General features: G+C 49.9%; 15 protein-coding genes. All 15 read left to right on the top strand.

Features of this window, described 5'->3' with window-relative positions; translation table 11 throughout:
* Nucleotides 1-232: 232 nt before the first annotated feature.
* The 15 genes from AB6805_RS03345 to AB6805_RS03275 all read left to right on the top strand — a co-directional run bounded on the left by AB6805_RS03345 (nt 233) and on the right by AB6805_RS03275 (nt 23,834).
* A complete protein-coding gene (locus AB6805_RS03345; RefSeq protein ID WP_370908041.1) occupies nt 233-517 on the top strand; it encodes a DUF3817 domain-containing protein in 285 nt (94 codons plus the stop codon).
* Nucleotides 518-582: 65 nt separating this feature from the next.
* On the top strand, nt 583-1,440 hold the full coding sequence (locus tag AB6805_RS03340) for a helix-turn-helix domain-containing protein (protein WP_370908040.1): 858 nt from the start codon (nt 583-585) through the stop codon (nt 1,438-1,440).
* A gap of 79 nt (nt 1,441-1,519) precedes the next feature.
* Nucleotides 1,520-2,239 carry a hypothetical protein gene (locus AB6805_RS03335; RefSeq protein ID WP_370908039.1) on the top strand — a complete coding sequence of 240 codons (720 nt, stop codon included), beginning with the start codon at nt 1,520-1,522 and terminating at the stop codon, nt 2,237-2,239.
* Between the two features lie 76 nt (nt 2,240-2,315).
* Entirely contained in the window at nt 2,316-4,655 is a 2,340-nt protein-coding gene (locus AB6805_RS03330) for a GH92 family glycosyl hydrolase (RefSeq protein ID WP_370908038.1), read from the top strand.
* An 85-nt stretch (nt 4,656-4,740) separates the two neighbouring features.
* On the top strand, nt 4,741-5,361 hold the full coding sequence (locus tag AB6805_RS03325) for an RNA polymerase sigma-70 factor (RefSeq protein ID WP_370908037.1): 621 nt from the start codon (nt 4,741-4,743) through the stop codon (nt 5,359-5,361).
* A gap of 49 nt (nt 5,362-5,410) precedes the next feature.
* Nucleotides 5,411-6,394 (top strand): FecR family protein, encoded by a 984-nt coding sequence (locus tag AB6805_RS03320; RefSeq protein ID WP_370908036.1) that lies wholly within the window; start codon nt 5,411-5,413, stop codon nt 6,392-6,394.
* A gap of 39 nt (nt 6,395-6,433) precedes the next feature.
* Nucleotides 6,434-9,760 (top strand): TonB-dependent receptor, encoded by a 3,327-nt coding sequence (locus AB6805_RS03315; RefSeq protein ID WP_370908035.1) that lies wholly within the window; start codon nt 6,434-6,436, stop codon nt 9,758-9,760.
* A 16-nt stretch (nt 9,761-9,776) separates the two neighbouring features.
* On the top strand, nt 9,777-11,261 hold the full coding sequence (locus AB6805_RS03310; protein WP_370908034.1) for a RagB/SusD family nutrient uptake outer membrane protein: 1,485 nt from the start codon (nt 9,777-9,779) through the stop codon (nt 11,259-11,261).
* A 7-nt stretch (nt 11,262-11,268) separates the two neighbouring features.
* Nucleotides 11,269-13,725, top strand: coding sequence for a glycoside hydrolase family 38 C-terminal domain-containing protein (locus tag AB6805_RS03305; protein WP_370908033.1), 2,457 nt, complete (start codon nt 11,269-11,271; stop codon nt 13,723-13,725).
* Between the two features lie 8 nt (nt 13,726-13,733).
* A complete protein-coding gene (locus AB6805_RS03300; RefSeq protein WP_370908032.1) occupies nt 13,734-15,110 on the top strand; it encodes an SGNH/GDSL hydrolase family protein in 1,377 nt (458 codons plus the stop codon).
* Between the two features lie 2 nt (nt 15,111-15,112).
* Nucleotides 15,113-17,425: a GH92 family glycosyl hydrolase gene (locus AB6805_RS03295; RefSeq protein ID WP_370908031.1), complete on the top strand. Its 2,313-nt coding sequence runs from the start codon at nt 15,113-15,115 to the stop codon at nt 17,423-17,425.
* A 186-nt stretch (nt 17,426-17,611) separates the two neighbouring features.
* Nucleotides 17,612-19,321: a RagB/SusD family nutrient uptake outer membrane protein gene (locus AB6805_RS03290; RefSeq protein WP_370908030.1), complete on the top strand. Its 1,710-nt coding sequence runs from the start codon at nt 17,612-17,614 to the stop codon at nt 19,319-19,321.
* An 11-nt stretch (nt 19,322-19,332) separates the two neighbouring features.
* Nucleotides 19,333-19,770 carry a DUF5004 domain-containing protein gene (locus AB6805_RS03285; RefSeq protein WP_370908029.1) on the top strand — a complete coding sequence of 146 codons (438 nt, stop codon included), beginning with the start codon at nt 19,333-19,335 and terminating at the stop codon, nt 19,768-19,770.
* Nucleotides 19,771-19,791: 21 nt separating this feature from the next.
* Entirely contained in the window at nt 19,792-20,751 is a 960-nt protein-coding gene (locus AB6805_RS03280; protein ID WP_370908028.1) for a DUF4961 domain-containing protein, read from the top strand.
* Nucleotides 20,752-20,753: 2 nt separating this feature from the next.
* A complete protein-coding gene (locus AB6805_RS03275) occupies nt 20,754-23,834 on the top strand; it encodes a SusC/RagA family TonB-linked outer membrane protein (protein WP_370908027.1) in 3,081 nt (1,026 codons plus the stop codon).

Raw genomic sequence — 23,834 nt, 5'->3', positions numbered from 1 at the left:
GAGACGAGGTAAGTGTATGGTGAGTGTATGGTGAGTGCATGAGGAGTCCATGAGAAGTGCATGAGGAGTGCATGGATAGTCCATGACATACGCAGGGCTGAGGCATTGATGAAGCATCAGGGAAATAACCTGGATATTGGCCCCCGATACATCCGAATCGATAATAACATTAACCGGATCTGATCTTCACTTATCTTTGCCCTCACTTAATTGATCTTTTGAAATTTTTAAGATGATAAACATATATCGTAAAACAGCGTTAATCGAAGCAGTATCTTACCTGATATTATTGTTTGTGGCCATGCCCATGAAATACATTTTCTCTGTTCCTGAACCGGTAAAGTACTTCGGGTGGCTGCATGGCGTATTATTTATCCTGTTTATTGTACTCCTGCTTTCCTGCTGGATTAAGTACAGGTGGAGTATCATGAGGGTGGCCGGCTTCTTCGTGGGATCGCTCCTGCCGTTTGTGCCGTTTATATTTGAAAAGAAGCTGAAGGAAGAATACGACGCCTGATGGAGGCCCGGTTCCGGTGGCTCCAAACCGGCATAATCATCTTTACCCGGTAAAATTTAAAAATAATGGGTAAGAAAGTAAAATCAATTCCTGTAAATCCGTTTGCCGCCGCATTAGACCCCGGAGTTGTCGTGGGAAAGATATCGTCCGGCAGTTTGTTGTCCTACCAGGCGGCCCACAAGCCGCACAGGCACGATGGACATTTTTTCCTGTTGGTGGAAAAAGGAACGGCGCATATCGAAATTGACCTGGAAAAGTATCATATCAAGGCATCTCATGTGTTATATGTCCATCCTAACCAGGTGCACCGGGTTGTAAAATCTGGGAAAACAGACCTTTACCTGCTGGGGATCACTAACGAAAACCTGACTTCCCAGAACCTGGAGTTGCTGGAGCAAATTGTTCCTGCACAACCTTTGTCACTGACCAAAAATATCTTTTCAATTGTAAGCCAGGCAATATGGCTATGTATAAATATTTTTGAAAGAAAACAGGATAAGTTATACCCGTCTTTGCTTAAAGGCGCCTGCAATACACTGGTAGCCCTGATTATTTCGCAATACCTGGAGCAGTCGGCTTCAGCCGGCAAACTTTCACGCTTCGATACCATTACAAAGGCATTCAAGTTATTACTGGAGCGCGATTTCGCCGGGGTCAAACGGCCTTCCGATTATGCGACCGCATTAAATATTTCCACCCCTTACCTGAATGAATGTGTCCGGAATGCCACCGGCTTTCCCGTTTCATACCATATCCAGCAACGCGTTATACTGGAGGCAAAACGCCTGATTTGCCATTCCGGCAAGTCTGTTAAAGAAATTGCCACCGAACTGGGGTACAACGACTATGCCTACTTTTCACGATTTTTTACAAAAGTAACGGGAATGACGGCGATAGCTTTCCGGAAAAAAAACCTCGAATAGTCCAACAACTACGCTTGTATTGCCATTGTTGCCGGCAGAAATATAGCCTTGCTTTGCAGGTTATAATAAACTGTGTAAAATGCCAAGAACAGCAAAATGGTTAGGCGACGCAATGGAAGGCTTGCTGGGATCCAGGTTTCCATTAATGAAAGTGATGGAAACAAATTATATCAATCCGAACATAAAAAAGATACGGTTTAAAGGGAATCTTTCAGGGATGAATTTCCAGTTAGGCTATGCCGTTATAATCAGGGTAAGTGATACGGAATACAGAAATTACTCGGTATCATTCAGCGATGTTGAAAATGGTATCCTGGAAATCATTTTTCACCTGCACGGTGCTGCACCAGGATGTCTTTTTATGGATCGCCTAACCGCTGGTGACCAGGTAAGGGTCAGCATGCCAAGAGGGCAAAAGCAATATGATCCGGCAGTGGAAAAGCAGTTGTTGTTTGGCGATGAAACATCGTTGGGCCTGGCGGTGTCTTTTCAACCTTACCTGAAAAAGAACAATCACGAGTTTCAGTTTTATTTTGAACTGGATGAAGCGAACGAACAGGTACCGCGGTTGTTGGGGTTGGAGAACTACACGGTATTTCCTAAAAACAATCACTTCAGGAACGAGGAGTGGATAAACGACCTGGCGGTTTTTAAAGCAGCCGGTTGGTTCACTGCCAATTACATTCTTACCGGAAATGTAAAATCAGTTCAAACTTTTAGAAGAATGCTGAAAAATAACAATATCAGCGGCAGAATATTTACAGCCGGTTTCTGGCTGGAAGGGAAAACGGGTTTGTAATTCCAGAACATTTACTACATGGAAGCAGTTTTCCGCTGCTACATTAAAAATGTTTCCTCAAAAAAATAAGTATTAAATGGCGGTAACTGTTCCATTGCGTGTCTACTCTAAAAGCCGTTACCACGCAATGCAGCTACCACGTATAAAAAACACACGCCGGTTTTTCACCGGTTTACTTTGCAGTTTCTCCCTCGCCACCACAGCGCAGCAAAAAGAATTGGTGGCCTACGCCAACACTCTACAGGGTACCAATTCGGAGTTCTCACTCAGTAATGGCAATACCCATCCTTCCACGGCGCTGCCTTTTGGTATGCATGCCTGGTCTGCCCAAACAGGCAAGAATGGCGACGGCTGGAAGTACCAGTACAAAGCTACCACCATCCGCGGCTTCCAGCAAACGCACCAGTGCAGCCCCTGGGTGGGCGACTACGCCGTATTCAGCCTGATGCCGGTAACAGGCAAACTGGCAGTAGGAGAAGAGGAGCGCGCTACAGCTTTCAGTCATGCGGATGAAGTAGCCCGCCCCGACTACTACAAGGTAACTTTCGCCAATAACATCACCACGGAATTATCACCTACTGAAAGAGGTGCGCACCTGCGCTTTTCTTTTCCGGCGAAGAAACCCGCCTACATTGTGCTGGATGGCTATAATGCCCTGAGTGGCGTGCAAATTTTTCCGGCAGAAAGAAAAATTACCGGGTACGTCACCAACGGGCGCTTTATCCCCAAAGGCTTCCGCAACTATTTTGTGATCGTGTTCGACCAGCCCTTCGAAGCCAGCGGCACCTGGGAAAATACCAACAACAGGATCTTTGCCGATACGCTGTCGGCCGAAGGGAAAGGCGTAGGCGCATTTGTCCGCTTTAAGAATGGTGCGGTGGTACAGGCCAGGGTGGCTTCTTCCTATATCAGCGCCGGACAGGCGGAACTCACCTGGCAACAGGAACTCAAACCCTTCACCAGGCTGGAACAAACAAAAGCAGCGGCCGCCAAAATATGGAACACGCTCTTTGCCAGGGTACGGGTGGAAGGCGGAACGGAAAAAGACAAAGCCACTTTTTATTCCTGCCTTTTCCGCGCCAATCTTTTTTCACATACCTTTTTTGAATACAACAGCGAAGGAGCACCTTATTATTTCAGTCCGTACGATGGAAAGATACACAACGGGTACATGTACACCGACAACGGCTTCTGGGACACCTTTCGCGCGCAGTTCCCGCTAAACACCATCCTGCACCCCACCATGGAAGGCCGCTACATGCAGGCGCTGCTGGACGCGCAGCAACAATGCGGCTGGCTCCCTGCCTGGTCGTTCCCCGGCGAAACAGGTGGCATGCTCGGCAATCACGCCATCTCTCTACTGACAGACGCATGGGTGAAAGGGATCCGCACCTTCGATCCCAAACAAGCGCTGGACGCCTATTATCACGAAGCCATGAACAAAGGCCCCTGGGGCGGCGCCAACGGACGCGCCGGTTGGAAAGAATACTATCAGCTGGGATATGTCAGCTTCCCGGAATCACAGGGTAGCACCTCGCAAACACTGGAATATGCATACGATGATTTTTGCGGCTATCAACTGGCGAAGCTGACCGGCAACAATTTTTATCAGTACGTTTTTGACCGCACCATGTATAATTATAAAAATCAGTACGACAGCCTCTCCGGGTTTATGCGCGGCCGTAAACTGGATGGCAACTGGCAGGAGAACTTTGATCCGTATGAATGGGGCGGCCCCTATACGGAAGGGAATGCCTGGCACTGGCAATGGTCCGTATTTCATGATGTACAGGGCCTGATTAACCTGATGGGAGGAAATACGCCCTTCATCACAAAACTGGATTCGGTTTTCAGCGCCCCCAATAAAGTGAACGTAGGCGTTTACAAACAAACGATCCACGAAATGACAGAAATGGTAAACGCCAACATGGGTCAGTATGCACACGGTAACCAGCCGGTACAACATATGATCTATCTCTATAACTATGCCGGCCAGCCCTGGAAAACACAGGCGCATGTGCGGAAAGTAATGGACCAACTATACAATGCAGGAGAAAACGGGTATCCCGGGGATGAAGACCAGGGGCAGATGTCCTCCTGGTACGTAATGAGCGCTATGGGCTTTTACAGCGTATGCCCCGGCACGGATCAATACGTGATCGGCAGTCCGCTGTTCCCGAAAGTGACAATAACATTGGAAAACGGGAAGCAGTTTGTGGTGGAAGCCCATAACAACAGCCCGGAGAATGTATATATCCAGTCGGCGGTTCTCAATGGTAAACCGTGGCCGCACAACTGGCTCCGGCATGCAGATATCGTTAATGGCGGTGTGCTGCTGCTGGAAATGGGCAACAAACCGGCTGTCAACCGGGGTATTGCCGATGCGGACAAACCTTTCTCGCTAAGCAGCCGGTGAAAATATGGCTGTCGATATTTTCGTACCGACATGAAGAATTTCGTGCTGAAACGATTAAATTAGCCCGTAGTTCGAATTCATGTCGATGCGAAAAGATTTTTCCACGTATACAGATGAAGAGTTGTTCCTGTTTGTAAAACAGGGACACAAGGAAGCGTTTGAGGATGTGTACAGGCGCTTCTGGCAGGAGTTACTGGATGCCGCTTACCGGCGCGTAAAAGTACAGGAAGCGGCCATGGAGCTGGTGCAAAGCCTGCTGGTAGACCTGTACCTGAAAAGGGAAACCATTTCTCTTAACACATCGCTCCGCAATTACCTGCACACCTCACTGAAAAACCGGATACTGAATACCATCCGTTCACAATTGGTGCGCAACACCTATCAGCAGCATGTACTGAATGATAGCGGTCTTTATCAGTCGGACGCCGCCAGCACGCTACAATTAAAAGAACTGCAGCGGCATATAGATGAATCCTGCGCCAGCATGCCCGAAAAATGCCGGGAAGTATTTTACCTGAGCAGGAGGGAGCAGTTGTCGTACCAGCACATCGCCCGGCAAATGAATATCTCGGTGAACACCGTAGAGAAACATATGGTGAAAGCGCTGAAAATATTGCGCGCCCACCTGAAACAATATCATTACATCCTGTTCTGGTGCCTGGTATCGCTGTTGCTGCTGTGGAGTGCAAATGTCAAACTATTTTGAATCGTGATGGCGGTAAGCCATTTTTCAGGTGTCTAATGTTAGAGAGACTATGGATATGAACAACACCCGGTTAAAAGAATTATTGGATAAATACCTGGACGGTACAGCCACTGATGTTGAAATCAGTGAGGTGGACAATTGGTACAGGTCTTTCGAAAATGATCCGGCCTTCACCACGCAATTCAGCCCGGAGCAGCGCACCGCGCTGGAGCAGCTGATCTTCCTGCGCATCAGCCGCCAGGTGGAAGCAGCGGAGCCACGGGTGAGCTACCGGTCTGTTCGTTGGTGGGCCGCAGCCGCTGCGGTGGCTTTGCTCATTACCGCCGGCGCCTTCTTCCTGACCCGCAAACAACCGGTTCAGCAGGGAATACCCATTGCAAGTGTGACAGCACAAACCGGTAAAAAAGGCATCAAAAAGATCAGCCTGCCGGATAGCAGCATTGTATGGCTGAATATAGACAGTAAACTCCGGTATGAAGAAACAAAAGGCCGGGAGATCTGGCTGGAAGGAGAAGGCTACTTTGAAGTAGCGCCCAAACAAGGCGCCCCCTTCCTGGTGCATGCCGGCACGCTTCATATCAATGTACTTGGTACCAGCTTTAACATCGACGCCTACACGCCGGATGCAAAAGTAACGGTAACAGTAGCCAGCGGAAAGGTTGCTATTGGAGACAATCAGCGCAACCATGCCACGCTGGCGGCCAATCAGCAGGCCATATACCATGCTGCGGAAGATCAGCTGGAAACAAGCAACGTCGCTGCGGCAGACGTCAGCGCCTGGACACAAGGTCAGCTGATATTTAAGAAAGCGCTGTTCCGCGATATTGCACAAAAACTGGAACGCCGGTACGACATACGTATCCGGTTTGCCAGCGAACAAATTGCCAGCTCATTGCTCACCGCCCGGTTCGATGCCAACGTACCGTTTAAAAACGTACTGGGCATGCTGTGTGATATTTATGGGTTTAGCTACCGGCAAACGCCGGGCAAAAACGAATACCTGGTTTACAAAAAAAGTCAACCAACTAAATAATCCGGAAGGATCAGCCATGTGGCGTGATAATTTCAAGTTATGAAAGTGAAAACAGCGGAGTGCGTGCACATGACGCCCAGGTGGCTTGCCTGCCTGGTGCTGGCATTGTGTTGCCTGTACCCGCCGCGGATAATGGCCCAATCCGGAACAACAATAGAGTTGAAACAAACCACGGTAGATATACACGTTGTGAATGAAACACTCGACAAAGTGTTTGAACAGGTGGAAGCCTCCACCACGTTCCGGTTTGTATATAATCCGTCGGAAATTGCAAAAAGTGGAAGAGTAACGATCAATAAAAAGAATATTCCGGTGGAACAGGTGCTGAAATTATTGCCATCCGTATTGCAATATGAACTGCGTGGAAGGAACCTCCTGATCACCCGGAAGGAAGCGCCGCTACTGAACCAGGCTTCGGTATTAACAGGAAAGGTGACGGATACCAACGGCAACCCCTTGCCGGGCGTATATGTTATGAAGAAAGGTTCACCGCCGCGTATCGTAACAGAGCCGGACGGCTCCTTCAGCATACATGCGGATCCGGGGGATACCCTGCGCTTCAGTCTTCCCGGCTTTGGCGAACAGGAAGTACCCGTGGAACGGGCCAATATGCTCTATGTTTCCATGCTGGCGAAATATTCATCACTCAAAGAAGTAGTGGTGATCGGTTATGGTACTTCCAGTAAGGAAAAGCTTACCACAGCGGTAGGCACCGTGAGCGGCGACGTATTAAAGGAACGCGCTACCACTATGAACCTCATGCAGGGACTGGCAGGAAAAGTAGCCGGCGTCAGCGTGATGATGAACTCCGGAAAACCCGGCGGTAATCCTATCGTAAAAATCAGGGGTACCGGTTCCATCAACGCGTACAACGGTCCGCTGTATGTGGTAGACGGCATTGTGGGCGCAGATCCCCTGATCCTTGATCCGAATATTGTGGCTTCGGTAGATGTGCTCAAAGATGCCGCTGCCTCCGCCATTTACGGTGCAAGAGGATCTAATGGCGTGATCGTGATCACCACCCGGAAAGGCACAAAAAACAGCCCGGCTATTTCATTCCGCAACACCCTCAGCTTTGGCTCACTGGCCCGCAAAGTACAGCTGATGAATGCAGAAGAAGCACTGGAGATGTTTAAGCGGGAGTATGAATACCTGCCTGGCCGCACCGCACCGCATCTCGATCCTACCCGTCAGTTTCCGCGGAAGGATGAACTTTTTAATGCAGACGGTTCGCCTAAATATCACACGGACTGGCAGGAGGAAGCAAGCCGTCTGGCAGTGTCCCACGAACATTCATTGTCGCTGTCTGCGGGAAAGGATGGCTTCTCCGCCCTGGTCAACCTGTCTTACAACGACCAGCAGGGAATCCTGATCAACAGCTACTCCCGGCAGATCAATGGCTTTATCAACCTCGGCTGGGACGTTACAAAATGGTTGCACGTACAGGCGGTCATCAACAGCGGGGCAGCCAAGCAGAATAATGTCGACATCAATACATTCGGATTAAATGCCGTACGCCAGATATATGAATTTCTGCCCTTCCTGCCGGTACGCTATGCAGATGGCACCTATTCGCGCAAAGGAGATTATCCCGGTGCAGAGGATTCTGAAAACCCGGTGAGACTTATGCAGGAAGTTAAGTCGGTGGCCGGCCGCACGTATACAATGGGCAACCTGATCACCACCATCCGGCTGAACAGCAAACTGCATATCACAGCGGGTTTGAGCGGGCAAACAGGCGCCACCTACAACCTGTATTATTCCGGCCGGGATATCCGCGGATATTCGGATACGCAACAGGGCGTAGCCACACGGGCAAATGGTAATTCCGGCTCCTGGACTTCGGAAGATTACCTGACCTGGAACAACCAGTTTGGCAAACATAAAGTTACTGCCGTGGCAGGCGCCAGCTGGTACTATTTCGGGAACATGAACACGCAGGCAGGAAGCGAAGGCTTCTTCGATGATTTCTTTTCCTATAACAGCCTGCAAACAGGACTGGTACCACAACGGCCGCAGTCGGGAACAAGCAATACAGCAATGAACTCGTATTATATGCGGTTCAATTACGACTACGACAGCCGTTACCTGCTGGGATTTTCTTTCCGTGCAGATGGATCTTCGCGCTTCGGCGCCAACAATGTGTATGGATATTTTCCCAGCTTCTCAGGCGCGTGGCGGTTGTCGTCGGAGCCTTTCCTCCGGGATGTGCGCAGCATCAACGACCTGAAGATACGTGGCAGCTACGGCATTGTAGGCAATGCGGATATCGGCGATTATGTAACGCAGGACAGGCTGCGGAGCGGCCAGGTGGCATTCAATGGCCAGGCGGCGCCCGCAGTTATGCTGGAAGCGTTGGGCAACAAAAATCTTAAATGGGAAAAAGCTCATCAGCTGAATATCGGGGTCGATGTTTCACTGCTGGACAACAGGATACAATTTACCGGCGACGTTTATAACCGCGTAACAAAAGATTTGCTGTATTACCGGCTGATGCCGGCTACCACCGGCTATGAGGGCGTGTTTGACAATATCGGTTCTATCCGTAACAGGGGCGTTGAACTGTCGCTTGTTACCAACAATATCCGGCGCAAACAATTCTCCTGGAATACTTCCCTGATCTATTCCATGAACCGCTCCCGCGTACTGGAACTGAATGGCGATATCATGTATCCCTGGGGCGGCCGCATCATGGAAGGACGCCCGTTGAATGAGTTTTATGGCTACCGCCGCCTGGGCACCTGGGGTACAGATGAAGCATTGGAAGCTGCTGCCTATGGCAAAAAGCCAGGTGATCTGAAATATGCAGACGGGAATAATAATAAAGTGAAAGATGCCAACGACCGGACGGTACTTGGCAACGGTATGCCCGATTTTGAAGCAAGCCTGAGTAACACGTTTACCTATAAAAATTTTTCGCTGTTGGTAGATGTGCAAACGATCTATGGTCACAGCCTGGCAAACTTTACCAGGATGCTCATGGAAAACGCAGCCCCCACCATCAACAGCTACCGCAGCCTGCTCAATGCCTGGACACCGGAACGGCAGGGCGGTATGAACCCGGCGCTGCGACTGCCGCAGGACGGACTCGATAATGAGATGGATAGCTATTACATAGAAAAAGGAACGTTCCTGCGCATCCGCAATATCGCACTGGCATACAGGCTGAAGGAAGACTGGCTCGCGCGGTATCATATAAAGTCAGCCGCCATCAGCGTCAGCGCAGAAAACTATTTCCTGTTCACAAAATATAAAGGATATGATCCGGAAGCATCTTCATTCGATGGCGACTTTAACCAGGGAGTGGATATGTATCAATACCCGAAAGCAAAAACGCTGGCGTTCACATTAAATGTTACATTCTGAATAAAGGAATTGAAATATGAAACAACTGGTGCTGTTGGGAATGATCATATTGATTACTTCCTGCAACAAATTCCTGGAAGAGGAACCCTCGGGTTCTCTCAGCCTCACACACTACTACAAAACACCTGAACAGGTGAGCGCTGCGGTAAACGGTACCTACGACGGCCTCGCTACTCCCTTCGTGGCAAATATAGGCGTAGCCGTTAGCCCGGTGTATTCACTCGAGTATATCACGGGGTACAGCCGCCGGCCACGGCCATCAGGTTTTGAAGATGACCAGTTCCTGCGGTTAGACCGGCTCGATAATGCAAACTCAAAATTACAGGGATGGTGGAACGCTACTTATTACCCGGTGGAAAACTGTAACAGCGTGATTGAAAACGTAAGCGTAACACTGGTGGTAGATGAATTAACCAAGCAGCGTTACCTCGGTGAAGCGCATTTCCTGCGGGCATGGTATTACTTCCAGGCAGTACGGCTTTTTGGCGACATTCCCCTGAAACTCACCACCACAAAAGATATTAATGATGTAAGAATCCGCCGCTCGCCGAAAGCAGCCGTGTATGAGCAGATTGTGAAAGACCTTACCGTGGCAGAAAATGCCGGTCTCCCCTGGACGGATCAGAGTGGACATGTAAGCCTGGGCGCCGTAAAATCTTTGTTGGCAAAAGTATACATCACCATGGCCGGTTATCCCTTGCAGAAAGGAATGCCTTATTACCAGAAGGCCTATGACAAGGCAATGGAAGTAATCGACAGCCACCAGTTTTCCCTGTTTGAACAATACAGCGATTTGCGTAACCCTGCGGTGCAAAATACCCGGGAGCATATTTTTATGCTGCAGTGCCACCCAACAGTGGCGGTGAGCAACATTCACTGGGCATACCTTCCATATCCCGGTCAGCCGGTTTCTATACAACCCGCCTATGGCGGAGCCATGGCGCCGGCGCCGGCGTTTTATGATTCGTATGCAGCAGACGACGGACGTAAACAGGAAAAGGCTTTCTTCTACACGAAATACCCGCGTTATGGCAACCCGGCCGAAACCATCTTTTTCTCCGAACCTTATATCTTCAAATTCTGGGATGAGGAAGCAGAAAAAACCGGCCGCTCAGGGGCTAACTTTCCCCTGATACGTTATGCGGATATTTTGCTTTTATGTGCAGAAGCAAAAAGTGTAATCGACGGCGGTACTACATCGGATGCCGCGGCTATCGACGCCTGGTATTCGGTGCGCCACCGGGCATTTCCGGCAGCGCCTAAACCCGCTGCTTTAACAACAGATGATATTCTAAAGGAAAGATATTGGGAACTGTGTTTTGAATTCCAGACCTGGTACGATATGTTGCGCACCCGCAAAGCCTTTGATGTGGCGCGCGGCAGCATGACCAACCTCGTTGGATACAAAGCCCCCAACCACCTGCGGAGCTTCGAAGAAACTGATTTTCAATTTCCATTACCATTAGCTGAAGTTCAGAAAAACCCGGACTTGGCCCTTTAACAACAGCATGAAACGAATGACTATTTGCCTGGCGGTTTTACTCACCGCTGCGGCACAGGAATCTTTTGCCCAGCAGCCTTACTTTATTGATGGCTATCACGGCGGCGTTTACGGGCACTATCCCGCAGGATACACCCGGTTTATAAACAGCCAGCTGCAGGCAAATCCTAACTGGAAAATTAACCTGGAAATAGAACCGGAAACCTGGGATATGGTGAAGACCCGTGAACCGGAAGCGTATACGGTTTTCCAACAATTATTTGCCGATCAATCCAACAATGGCCGCATAGAATATGTGAACCCGGCATATGGTCAGAGTTATCTCTACACCGGCTCCGGTGAAAGTATGATCCGCCAGTTCAGCTATGGCATACAAAAAGTAAGGGAACATTTTCCCGGCGCCCGGTTCACTACTTATTCAAGTGAAGAACCCTGCTTTACCAGCGCCCTGCCACAGGTACTCCGCTCGTTCGGATTTAAATATGCATCCCTGAAAAATCCGAATACCTGCTGGGGAGGCTACACCCGCGCATTTGGTGGTGAGTTGGTTAACTGGGAGGGGCCCGATGGCAGCCGGCTGCTAACCGTGCCGCGATATAGTTCGGAGGCCTTGTTACCCAATTCTACCTGGCAAACTACTGCCTGGAATAACAGCAAAGAATATTTAGCATCCGCAAGGGCCGCCGGCATCGCCAATCCCGTGGGCATGTGCCTGCAGGATGCCGGCTGGCGCAACGGCCCCTGGCTGAAAGATAATGCCCAGTATGAAACGTGGCGGAATTATATCGGCAGCGTGGCGGGGAAGATAAATGTGCCCTCATGGCGCCTTAGCCAGGAAGACATCCAGGTAAGCCTGGTATGGGGCGCGCAGGTATTACAGCGTATTGCACAGCAGGTGAGAGCAGCAGAAAATAAACTGATAGCAGCAGAAAAATATGCCGCCATCGCCACACTATATGATCAGGTTCCATGGCCGCAGCAACAACTGGATACCGCCTGGAAATCACTGCTGCTGGCCCAGCACCACGACTGCTGGATTGTGCCGTACAATGGCAGCAAAGGGGATACCTGGATTGATAAAGTACAACATTGGACAGATAACACTATCGCCGTCAGCGAAAGTATCCTGCAACAAAATAACAAGGGCGCCACTTTTATACGCGTGTTAAACACTACGGCATTCCGCCGCGAAGAATGGATTGATTTACCGGGTGGTCATTGGAAAGTAACAGACAGTAAAGGAAGACAGGTGCAAACAGCGCAGGGAACCGTTAAAGTTTCCGTATCGCCAATGGGATTCAGCGTTTACAGGTTGCAGCAAATAAAAGGTACAGAAAAGGATACCCACCCGGAAACGGGGCGCTGTCTGCTGGAAACAGACTTATACCGCGTAGAAATAGACCCCGCCAAAGGCGGCGTTATCACCAGCCTGGTCGTTAAAGCCACCGGCAAGGAAATGGTGGACACAAAAAGCAATCGCGGGTTCAATGAACTCAGGGGATACTTTTACCAGGAAGGCGCCTGGCGCTCCAGCATGGATACGGTAGCGGTTATCCGCATTACTGAAAATAACAAAGCCCGCGTGTCGGCGGAAATCAACGGTTTTATTGCCGGTCACCCGTTTACACAACAGCTTACACTTACTAATGGTCAACGAAGAATAGATATGAGGGTGACCATCAACTGGAAGGGTAATCCCGGTATTGGCGCCTATTCCCAGGACAATAACTATAGCACGGAGTCATATCATAAAGCATTTTATAACGATAGCTGCAAACTGCAGGTACTGTTCCCACTCCGTCTCTCTCAACAAAAACTCAGTAAAGATGCACCGTTTGATGTAACGGATAGCCGGCTGGAAAATACTTTCTTCAGCAGCTGGGACAGCATTAAAAATAATGTCATTCTCCACTGGGCGGATGTAACCGATGGCAATGCAGGACTGGCCCTGTTTACCGATCATACAACCAGTTATGTGCATGGAAAGGATTACCCGCTGGGCCTTACATTGCAATATGCGGGCAGGGCGCTCTGGGGACGTAATTATAATATTACCGGCCCTACAGAAGTGAATTATGCCATCGTTCCGCATAAAGGCAATTGGGAAACGGGCGCCATCCCCAATGAGGAAGCACGCTGGTGCGAACCGCTGCAGGTATTACCTGCCACCGGTGGAAAAGATTTTTCCCTGCTGGCAGTAGCGGATGATCATTGGCAGGTATCCACCCTGCAGATTGATGGAAAAGATTTGCTCATCAGGTTGTACAATGCGGGTGGCAATAGCAGTCAGCAGCAACTGTCTTTCAACGGTAAAGCGGCACAGGCTGTGATAGAACAACTGGACGGACAGGCAGTGGGAACCCTGCAACGCCGGCAGTCTGCCGGCAAAACAATCATCCGCCTGGCGATACCACGTTTCGGTATCCGCACCATCCGGCTGAAAAATGTAATTGTAAATAACTAAACCACCATATGAAAAAGTTCGTGTATTCCATCGGGTTATGCCTCGCCACCTTGTTCACGCAGGCGCAGGTAAAACCCTTTCAGCAAAACGACCGCGTGATTTTTGTAGGCAACAGTATCACCGAAGCAGGGGCCTATGTCTCGTATATTTATCTCTATTACATGACCCACTTTCCCGGCAAAAAACTGGTGATCCTCAACGGCGGCATTGGCGGCGACAAAGCATCGGATATATACCGCCGCCTGGATTATGACATCCTGGCTAAAAAGCCCACGGTACTGGTGCTCACATTCGGCATGAACGACACCGGCTACTTTGAATTTAACAGCAGCGATGCCGCTAAAACCGCCGCTGAACGGATTGCCGCGTCCCGCAGCAGTTATGAGCAAATAGAACAACGGCTGCTCAAACTACCGGCCATACAAAAAGTAATGATGTCGTCGCCGCCATACGATGAAACCGCGAAGATCCCGGGAAATTATTTTCCCGGCAAGCAACAGGCCATGCTGGAAATAATAAAATTCCAGGAACAGGCGGCACAGAAAAATAACTGGCCTTTTACTGACCTGTTCCGGCCTATGAAAGCGCTGAATGAACAACTGCAGCAAAAGGATTCCACTTTTACCATGATTGGCCCCGACAGGATCCATCCCGGTAATGCAGGACATTTGGTAATGGCTTCCCTCTTCCTGAAAAGCCAGGGACTGAACGGCAAACCTGTTGCAGCAATAAGGATTAATGCGGGCACCGGTAAATTGCAGCAGGCGGTGAATTGTAATATCAGCCAACTGACAGCTTCCGGCAATAAAGTAAGTTTCGGCTACCTGGCCGCATCATTACCATTTCCCATAGATACGGTGTCCCGCATATGGGGCAATAACCAGAAACAATCTGATGCATTGAACTGGATTCCTTTTACAGAAGATTTTAACCGGGAAATGTTACAGGTAGATGGATTATCGTCCGGAGATTATACACTGCTGATAGACGGTCACGTCATGGGCAAATGGTCTGCTACCGCATTGGCCGAAGGTATTAATCTCGCCACACTGCCGGAAACGCCGCAATACAAACAGGCGTATTCTATCATGCAGCTCAATCTCCGCCGTGCGGAGCTGGAAGGCCATTTGCGCAGTTACTACTGGGTGCAGGGCAACTTTTTTGATAAAAGAAAATTATTATTGCAGGATGATGCCGCAGCACTGGACAGTGTGCGCACCGCCGCAAAAACAGATGGTATGCTGCGCTTCCACGAAGGAAATTATGAAACAGCCATGTACAAAGAACTGCGCACGGCCTGGCTGAATGAGATCGATACCATCGTTAAACTGATCTATACGATCAACAAACCGGTGCTTCATAAAATTGAGATCGTTAAAATTTAAAGATGAAAATCACTGCTTCTATATTCGTTTCCGCATTCTTCCTGGTTGCAACGGTTGGCAAGGCCCAGGGACCCGCTGCTTATGTAAATCCTTTCATCGGCGCCAGCACCAGTGAAGATGCAGCCGGCAGCTACCACGGCCTCGGCAAAACGTTTCCCGGTGCAGCCACGCCTTTTGGCATGGTGCAGCTCAGCCCCAATACTATTACCGGTGGCGACAACGGCTCGGGATACAGTTATGAACATACCACCATAGAAGGCTTCGCCTTTACGCAAATGAGCGGCATCGGCTGGTATGGAGATCTTGGTAACTTCCTGGTGATGCCCGTCACCGGTCCCCTGCAAACTGCTGCCGGCAGCCGGCAACATCCGGAAGAAGGGTATCGTTCTACCTACTCAAAAAAAGAAGAGAAGGCTACCGCAGGGTATTACTCTGTTCAGCTCACAGAAAATAATATCAAAGCAGAAATGACCGCCGCTCCGCACAGCGGCATCATGCGCTTTACATTTCCCGCCAATCAGCAATCACGCATACAAATCGACCTGGCCCGCAGGGTAGGCGGCACCTCCACCTGGCAGGAAGTAAAAGTGATCAACGACAGCACCATCGCAGGGTACATGCAGTGCACACCGGAAGGCGGCGGCTGGGGAAACGGCGATGGTAAAGGTAAATACACGGTATACTTTTATGCACAATTCAGTAAACCACTTTCAAAATACGGTGTCTGGAGTGCAGACATCCCTGATGGATGGTCACGCAAACGGGAAGACATTGAAAGCGCCCGCTACCAGCAACAGATCGCAAAGGCAACAGTGATACCCGGCGTTAAAGAAAAAGCAGGCAAACATCTCGGCTTCTATACAGAATTTGCTACCACTGAAAAGGAAGCAGTACTGATGAAAGCAGGCATTTCCTTCGTGAGCATCGATGGCGCCAGGAATAACCTGGAAACAGAGATCAAAGACTGGAACTTTGATGGCATCAGGCAACAAACCTTCCACTCCTGGAATAAAGCGCTGGGAAAAATAACGGTAGCAGGAGGCTCAGAAGAAGAAAAGAAAATATTCTATACCGCCCTGTATCATACTATGATAGACCCGCGCAATTTTTCTGATGCAGATGGAAAATATATCGGGGGAGATGGGAAGGTTCACGCGGTGAAAAACTTTACCAAACGCACCATCTTCAGCGGCTGGGACGTATTTCGCAGCCAGATGCCCCTCCAAAGCATCATCAATCCCCGCGTGGTAAACGACATAGTGAATTCACTGGTAACCCTGGCAGATGAAAGCGGCAACCACTACCTGGAACGCTGGGAATTCCTGAATGCCTACAGCGGTTGCATGATCGGCAATCCCGCCGTATCGGTAATGGCAGATGCGTGGGCAAAAGGAATACGTGGTTTTGATATCAGTAAAGGCTATGCCTTCGCCAAAAACTCCGTAGAGAAATTCGGGAACGGGAGTAAAGGATATTCCACCGGCGGACTAAGTGTGTCGCTCACGCTGGAATACGCATATTTCGACTGGTGCCTCGGCAAACTGGCCGGCGCACTCGGCAAGAAGGACGATGCGAAAAAATACCTGGCCCGTGGCGCCAATTATAAGAATGTATTTGACACCGCCAAAGCCTGGTTCCGCCCGCGCAACAACGATGGCAGCTGGCAACACTGGCCGGAACAGGGCCGCATGCAGCAGGGATACGGCACTATTGAAAGCAGCCCTTATCAGCAGGGCTGGTTTGTTCCGCATGATGTGCCCGGCATGGTAGCCCTCATGGGTGGAAAAGAAAAGGTACTGGCAGATCTGACCACATTCTTTGATAAAGTACCGCAAAACATGATGTGGAACGATTATTACAACCATGCCAACGAACCGGTTCATCACGTTCCGTTTTTATTCAACCGCCTGGGCGCCCCCTGGCTTACCCAGAAATGGACCCGCGAAATCTGCGCCCGCGCGTATCATAATTCTGTGGAAGGATTGGTAGGTAATGAAGATGTAGGGCAGATGTCTGCCTGGTACGTACTGGCGGCCAGCGGACTGCATCCGGTATGCCCCGGCAGCACCCGGTATGAAATTACCAGCCCGGTGTTTGATAACATTAGCATCGCCCTGGATCCGGCTTATGCCAAAGGCAAACAGTTTACTATCAGCGCCCGCAATAATTCGTCTGCCAACCGCTACATCCAGCGCGCCTGGCTAAACGGAAAACCATACGCCCACTGTTATATCAACCACGCCGATATCACCGCCGGCGGAACACTGGTACTGGAAATGGGTAACCAGCCGGCAAAAAACTGGGGAATTAAATAAAAATTAATGGAAGAATGGCGGTAGGGTCTTTTTAAGGTGTCATACCATAGGGACAAACCGTAACCAATCAAAAAAGATCCCGCATCATAGGCCACTGTAGAAGACTGCTTTTACAGAACAGGCGATGTCATGCCACGTATGTAAATTTTTATCACCAAAAGCTGGATGCTAACACGTATTAACGTTATGAAAATGAAATTTGCGTTCACTGCTCCTGTATGCCTGTGCATAGGAATTTTTACCCTCGCTTCCTGCGGTAAAAAAAACTTCCTGGATCAGACGGAAACGACTAACCTGAACGAGCAAACGGTATTTGCCGACAGCGCCCGCACCGTCGCTTTCCTCACCAACATTTATGTAGATATTGGCTTTGCGGAAAACGCTACCCGCTTCGGCAACGGCGGCCTCGATGCCTCCTGTGATGAAGCGGAACCACAGAAATCCGCCACGGTGACCACCTCCATTCAGTTTGCCACCGGCACCGTCAATCCCTCCATCATCAGCGCCGACGCCTGGAACCTGCCCTATACCAATATCCGCAGGGTAAACCAGCTGCTGAAGCACCTGCCCGGCTCGCCCATCCCGTCGTTTATCCGCAACGTGATGGCCGCAGAAGCACGCTTCCTGAGAGCCTGGTATTATGCCGATCTGCTGAAACACTATGGAGGCGTTCCGCTGCTCGGCGACTCTGTGTATAAAGTAGAAGATAAGATCCCCGCAGTGCGCAACTCCTATAAAGAGTGCGTGGACTACATCATAGCTGAATGCGATGCCGCCGCCGCTGTGCTACCACTCGTGCGGATCCGCGAAGACTACGGCCGCGCCAGCGGAGGCGCTGCTATGGCGCTGAAAGCAAGAGTACTGCTCTATGCCGCCAGCCCGCTCTTCAATGGTGGTGGTATCAATCCGCAGGAGGCGCCTACAGGGTACCCCGACAATGTTCCGGGACGCTGGAAGCTCGCCGCCGATGCAGCAGCTGCCGTAATCAATACCGCCGCTTATTCTTTGAATGAAGATAATACCACTGCTCCCGGTTATGGCTTTTATAAATTGTTTACCCTTCGGGTGAACCCGGAATATATCTTCGCCAGGATGCAGGGCGGCAACCGTGAACTCGAAAGCGCCTGGCAGCCACCATCGCGGAACGGCGCCCAGGGAGGTTTCCCTTACCAGGGATTTGTAGACGCCTTCGGCATGGCAAACGGTAAAGCTATTACGGATCCTTCATCAGGTTATAACGCAGCCGATCCATACAGCAACCGCGATCCACGACTGGCCTATTCCGTCATCCGCGACCAAACGCCGCTGATACAAAACACCGGCCTGAAAGAACCGGTCAATATCTTTCTCGGCCCCGATGGCAAAGGCGTAAGCCAGGATGCGGTACATGCCGGAACACCCACCGGTTACTACACCAATAAAATGCTCGACGAAAATATCGCCGCCAACTTTATACACGGCTCGCAACGCTGTTTCCCGCTGATGCGCTATGCAGAAGTTCTGCTCAACTTCGCGGAAGCACAAAACGAATATGCAGGCCCGGTGCAGGAAGTATACAACGCGGTGGAACTGGTGCGTAAACGTGCAGGATTATCACCGTATGAATTACCGGCAGCGCTTACAAAAGAGCAAATGAGAGAGGCCATCCACGCGGAAAGGAGAGTGGAGCTGGCGTTTGAAGGCCACCGCTTCTGGGATGTAAGAAGATGGAAAATCGCCCCGCAAACGGAAAATAAACAAATGACCGGCATGGAAGTGAAACGCAATGGCGCGAACGTTACTTATACCATCTTCCCCGTACGTAAACACAATTTCCGCGAAGCCATGTACCTGTGGGCCATCCCGCAGGGAGAAACCGCGAAATCGCCTGAGTTAAAACAAAATCCATCCTGGTAAAAAGCAACATTATGAAATCAAGATTCCAGATATGTTTACTGATGCCAATACTGGTACTCATCATCAACTCCTGTCACCGCAGCGAAATACTGGTGCCAGAGCCGGTGAAAGATATTGCAGGCGAATGGCGCATCGTTAAAGCCGTGCGCAATGGCGTGGATATAACCACCCTGGCAGACTTCACAAAGTTCAGGATACGCTTTACCGCCGATCTTCAATACACCATTGAAAATCCATTGCCTTTCGTGGTCAGCAAAAACGGCAGCTATGCACTGGATGATCCCAAATATCCTTTCCGGATCAGCTTCAGTCAAACGGGTACCGGCAGCCCGGTCAGCACCACCTTCACTTACCCGGTGGTTAACGGAAAACGGAACATCAACTTTTCGTTCAGTCCCGGCTGCACCGCCAACACATACGACTACACACTCGAAAGATTGCATCCCTGATCCAACACAACATAACACGTTATGAAAAAATATACATACGGTATCATCCTGTTCCTCTTACTGCTGGCTGGTTGCGTATTCCTCGACGGGGTAGACGAGCCCTCTGCTGCTAAAGCAGGCGAGAACATTACCATCACCATGCATAACCGGATCGATGTAGCCGATGGCGGCCGCACCGGCGTAAGACTGATCATTGGTTTCCTGGCGCCTAAAAACTGGGCAGCAGCAGCCAATTCAACGATTACCTATACCACCACTTCCTATGGCAACGGTAAAATGGTGCCGGTGCCTTCGTCTGTTCTCGTCGGCGGCCTGTCATGGCCGGCGGCATTGAAAAACAGGTTCGGCATGGGCGGCAACTATATGACAGACAACCTCGAATGGGTAGTGTTCTGGACAGATCAGGCCTATAATGTACCACAAGGCGTAAAAGACAAGATCGATGTAACCATGGTGATCAAACCAGGTCCGGAAAATATACAGTTTAAAACCGGCTACTTCCTCGGCACCAGCAGTGATGGACTCAGCGATGTATTCGGTTCCAATAACGTATACAAAAGCATGTTCAAAGATTGCTTCTCCATTACTGATGGTCAGGGCGATCTCATCGACTTCTGCAATCCCCAGATAGCGGCAGTAAGCCCCGGCGTGGCCACCGACAATGACTTCCTCACCCTCAGCTTCGACCCGGATGTAGTGTCTACAGCGCTCAATGGCGTAAGCAACATTTATCTCTGCGCAAAAGGATATACCAGCGATGGACATATCCTCGAAGCCTGCACGCAAACGGAAAGCTCAAAACTGAAAAGCTATACCGGTAATAAATCAGCGATCACCATCTGGCCCCGGGCATATTTTAACATGCAGGAAGGACAAACGCTGGAGAAGATCGAATACTTTTTTACAGATGCTACCGGCACGGTGAAAGTAGGATTCAGCAATACCACCGCCCCTTTTGTGTACACCTTCAAATGTCAATAACAATGGCTCACAGCTACATCAATAAATATATTTCAGCCCTTGCCTGTTGTGTACTTGCGGTTTGCGCAAATGCACAGGCACAGCAAACCGGTATCATCTCCGGCCGGCTGATAGATAACTATGGCCAGCCACTTGCAGGGGCGGCCATCTCTGTAAAAAATACCGGCGACACTGCCAGCAGCAACACCAACGGCGCATTCAGTATCCATGCAGCCCTGAACAGCACGCTGGTCATCCAGTATCCCGGTTACAAGGCAATAGAACAAAAAATACGCGATACCACGGCGCTCACACTGCGCATGGATGAACTATTTATCCCTTTACCACAACGGATTCCCGTACTCTATGGAGAAGCCTCTCCAAAAAGTTCGGTAGGCGCCATCGGTACGGTATACACCAATCAATTGTCTACCACACCGGCTACCCTGTTTGCCTACGCATTACCAGGCCGATTGGCAGGATTGTATACCCAACAGGTAAGCGGCTTCCGGAACCCGGGCACGGGTAACAACTTCGATGTAGATATCTTCATCGGGAATATTCCCCGGCCAGGCGCATCGGAACCCAATGATAATACTGAAATGAATTTATCATTGCGCGGGCAGGTACCGGTAACAATAGTAGACGGAATACAGCGGGATGTGTTTTCCATCGATCCTGAAAATATAGAATCGATTTCAGTGCTGAAAGATGGCTTGTCTACCATCATGCTCGGTCAGCGCAGCTCCCGCGGCGTATTGCTGGTCACCACCAAACGCGCGCGCGCTGGCAAACCGCGCGTATCCTTCACGGCGCAAACAGGCATCCAGCAATCTCTCAGTCAGCCAAAGCCCTTACCGGCGTGGCAGTATGCTTACCTGCTGAACGAAGCCCTGCAGAACGATGGTAAAGCGCCGCTGTACAAGGAATCCGACTTTATCGCCTTTCGCGATCATACAAAACCTTACACCAACCCGGATGTGAATTGGTACAACACCATCCTGCGCGATAACGCGCCTATGTCCCGCTACAACCTCAACATCAACGGCGGCGGTAATGTAGCCCGGTATTCCGTGTCACTGAATTATACCGGTCAGCAGGGTATATTCAAAACTTCTTCTGATAATAACTATAACACCAACGCAGGATTAAAGCGTTACCTGATCAATACCGACGTAGACATTGACGTTACACGTAACTTCAATGTAGGCATGCAGCTCTTTGGCCGCCTGCAGGAAGGAACGCAGCCAGGCGCCGGAACGAATAACATATTGGGAAACCTCCTCGGAACACCGAATGGCGCTTACCCCGTTTACAATCCCAATGGCAGCTGGGGCGGTACCAGTAACCTCACCAGCAACCTCCTGTCGCAAACCATTAACAGCGGCTATATACAGGATAACAGCAAAGATGTGATGGCAAATGTAAATTTGCAGTATAATCTCGGCGACTGGCTGCCCGGCTTGTCTTTAAAAGGGAAAGGTAACCTGTCTATACAATCAGCCAATGCAATAGACCGCAGTAAAAGTGACCTGGTATACCGGGTATCAATAACAGATGAAGACACGCTGTATACCAAAGCAGGGAATGCAGTGGCACAGCAGAATAATTTCATCTCCGTTTTTAATGCGCAGTATTTCTTTGGACAGGCATCACTGAACTACGACCGGCAGTTTGGTCCGCATGGTGTGAATGCCGTAGTGCTGGCCGATACGAGGCAAACCATCTTTAACTATGATCTGCCCGGTAAATCTACCAACATATCAGGTAAAGTGGCTTACAACTACGCGGGCAAATATTTCATAGAAGGCGCCCTCAACAGGAGCGGCTATAACCGCTACCTGCCCGGTAAACAATATGGCACTTTCTTCGCCGGAGGCATCGGCTGGGACCTTGCACAGGAAAGCTTTCTCAAAGAAAACAACGATTGGTTAAACCAGCTGAAACTAAGAGGTACCTATGCACACACCGGCAACGGTATCGATAATTCCGGCTATTATATCTGGCGCCAGGACTTCAGCGAAGATAATGGTATTGGTGGCGGTATATACTCCCAGGGAACGGCGCGATCCGCAGGTTCCGGCTTTAAGGAGAATGGCCTGGCCAACGTGAATATCTCCTGGGAAACCGCACGGAAAATGGATGTAGGAATGGACCTCTCGTTATTCAATAACAAATTGCAGGTAACGGCCGATTATTACCACGACCGTTACGAAAATCTCCTGCAGATACGCGGAAAAAGTATCGCCCTCTCCGGCGCCGCTTATCCCCCGGAAAATATCGGTATTAACCTCTACCAGGGCGGAGAACTTACGGTAACCTACCAGGGCAGAATAAAGGATTTTAACTATTTCGTTACTGCCAATGGAAGTATCGAAGGAACCAAAGTGGTGTTTATGGATGAACAGCGCCGCGACTACGACTGGAACAAAAGAACAGGACAGCCGGTAGGCATGCGCTTCGGTTATATAGCAGATGGCTTTTTTGCATCAGCGGAAGAAGCGGCCGGCAGCGCTACCATCGCCGGTTACAAACCGCTGGCAGGCGACATACGCTATAAAGACCTGAACGGCGACGGCGTCATTAACCAGTTTGATGAAGCGCCCATCGGTACGCATAAGCCTCGTATTTATTATGGCGTTAACATCGGTTTTTCCTGGAAAGGAATAGAAGCCAGCGCATTGTTACAGGGTGTGGGTAACAGGATTAATTATGTAGATAATTTTGCCACCGAAGCAGGTTTCCAGTTTCAAAACTTTACTTACGGCCAGGCGTATGAACAGATCACCGGCCGCTGGACACCGGAAACAGCGGGTACGGCTACCTATCCGCGTTTGACTGCCGACGCGAACAACAACTACAATAAATTCAGCTCCTCTTTTTGGGTACGTAATGGTAATTACTTCCGGCTGAAAAATATAAATGTTGCTTACAATCTCCCTTACCGCTGGACAAGCCGCGTGAGGCTGGGCAGCGTAAAGGTATTTGCCAATGCACAGAATCTGTTTACACATGCTGCATACGATTTCGTTGACCCCGAAGTAGGAGTGGGAGCCTATCCCATCCAGCGGGTACTGAACACCGGTATCAACATAAAATTCTAG

The organism is Chitinophaga sp. RCC_12 (genome assembly GCF_041360695.1).
Lineage (GTDB): Bacteria > Bacteroidota > Bacteroidia > Chitinophagales > Chitinophagaceae > Chitinophaga.
This window is presented reverse-complemented; position numbering and strand designations above follow the sequence as displayed.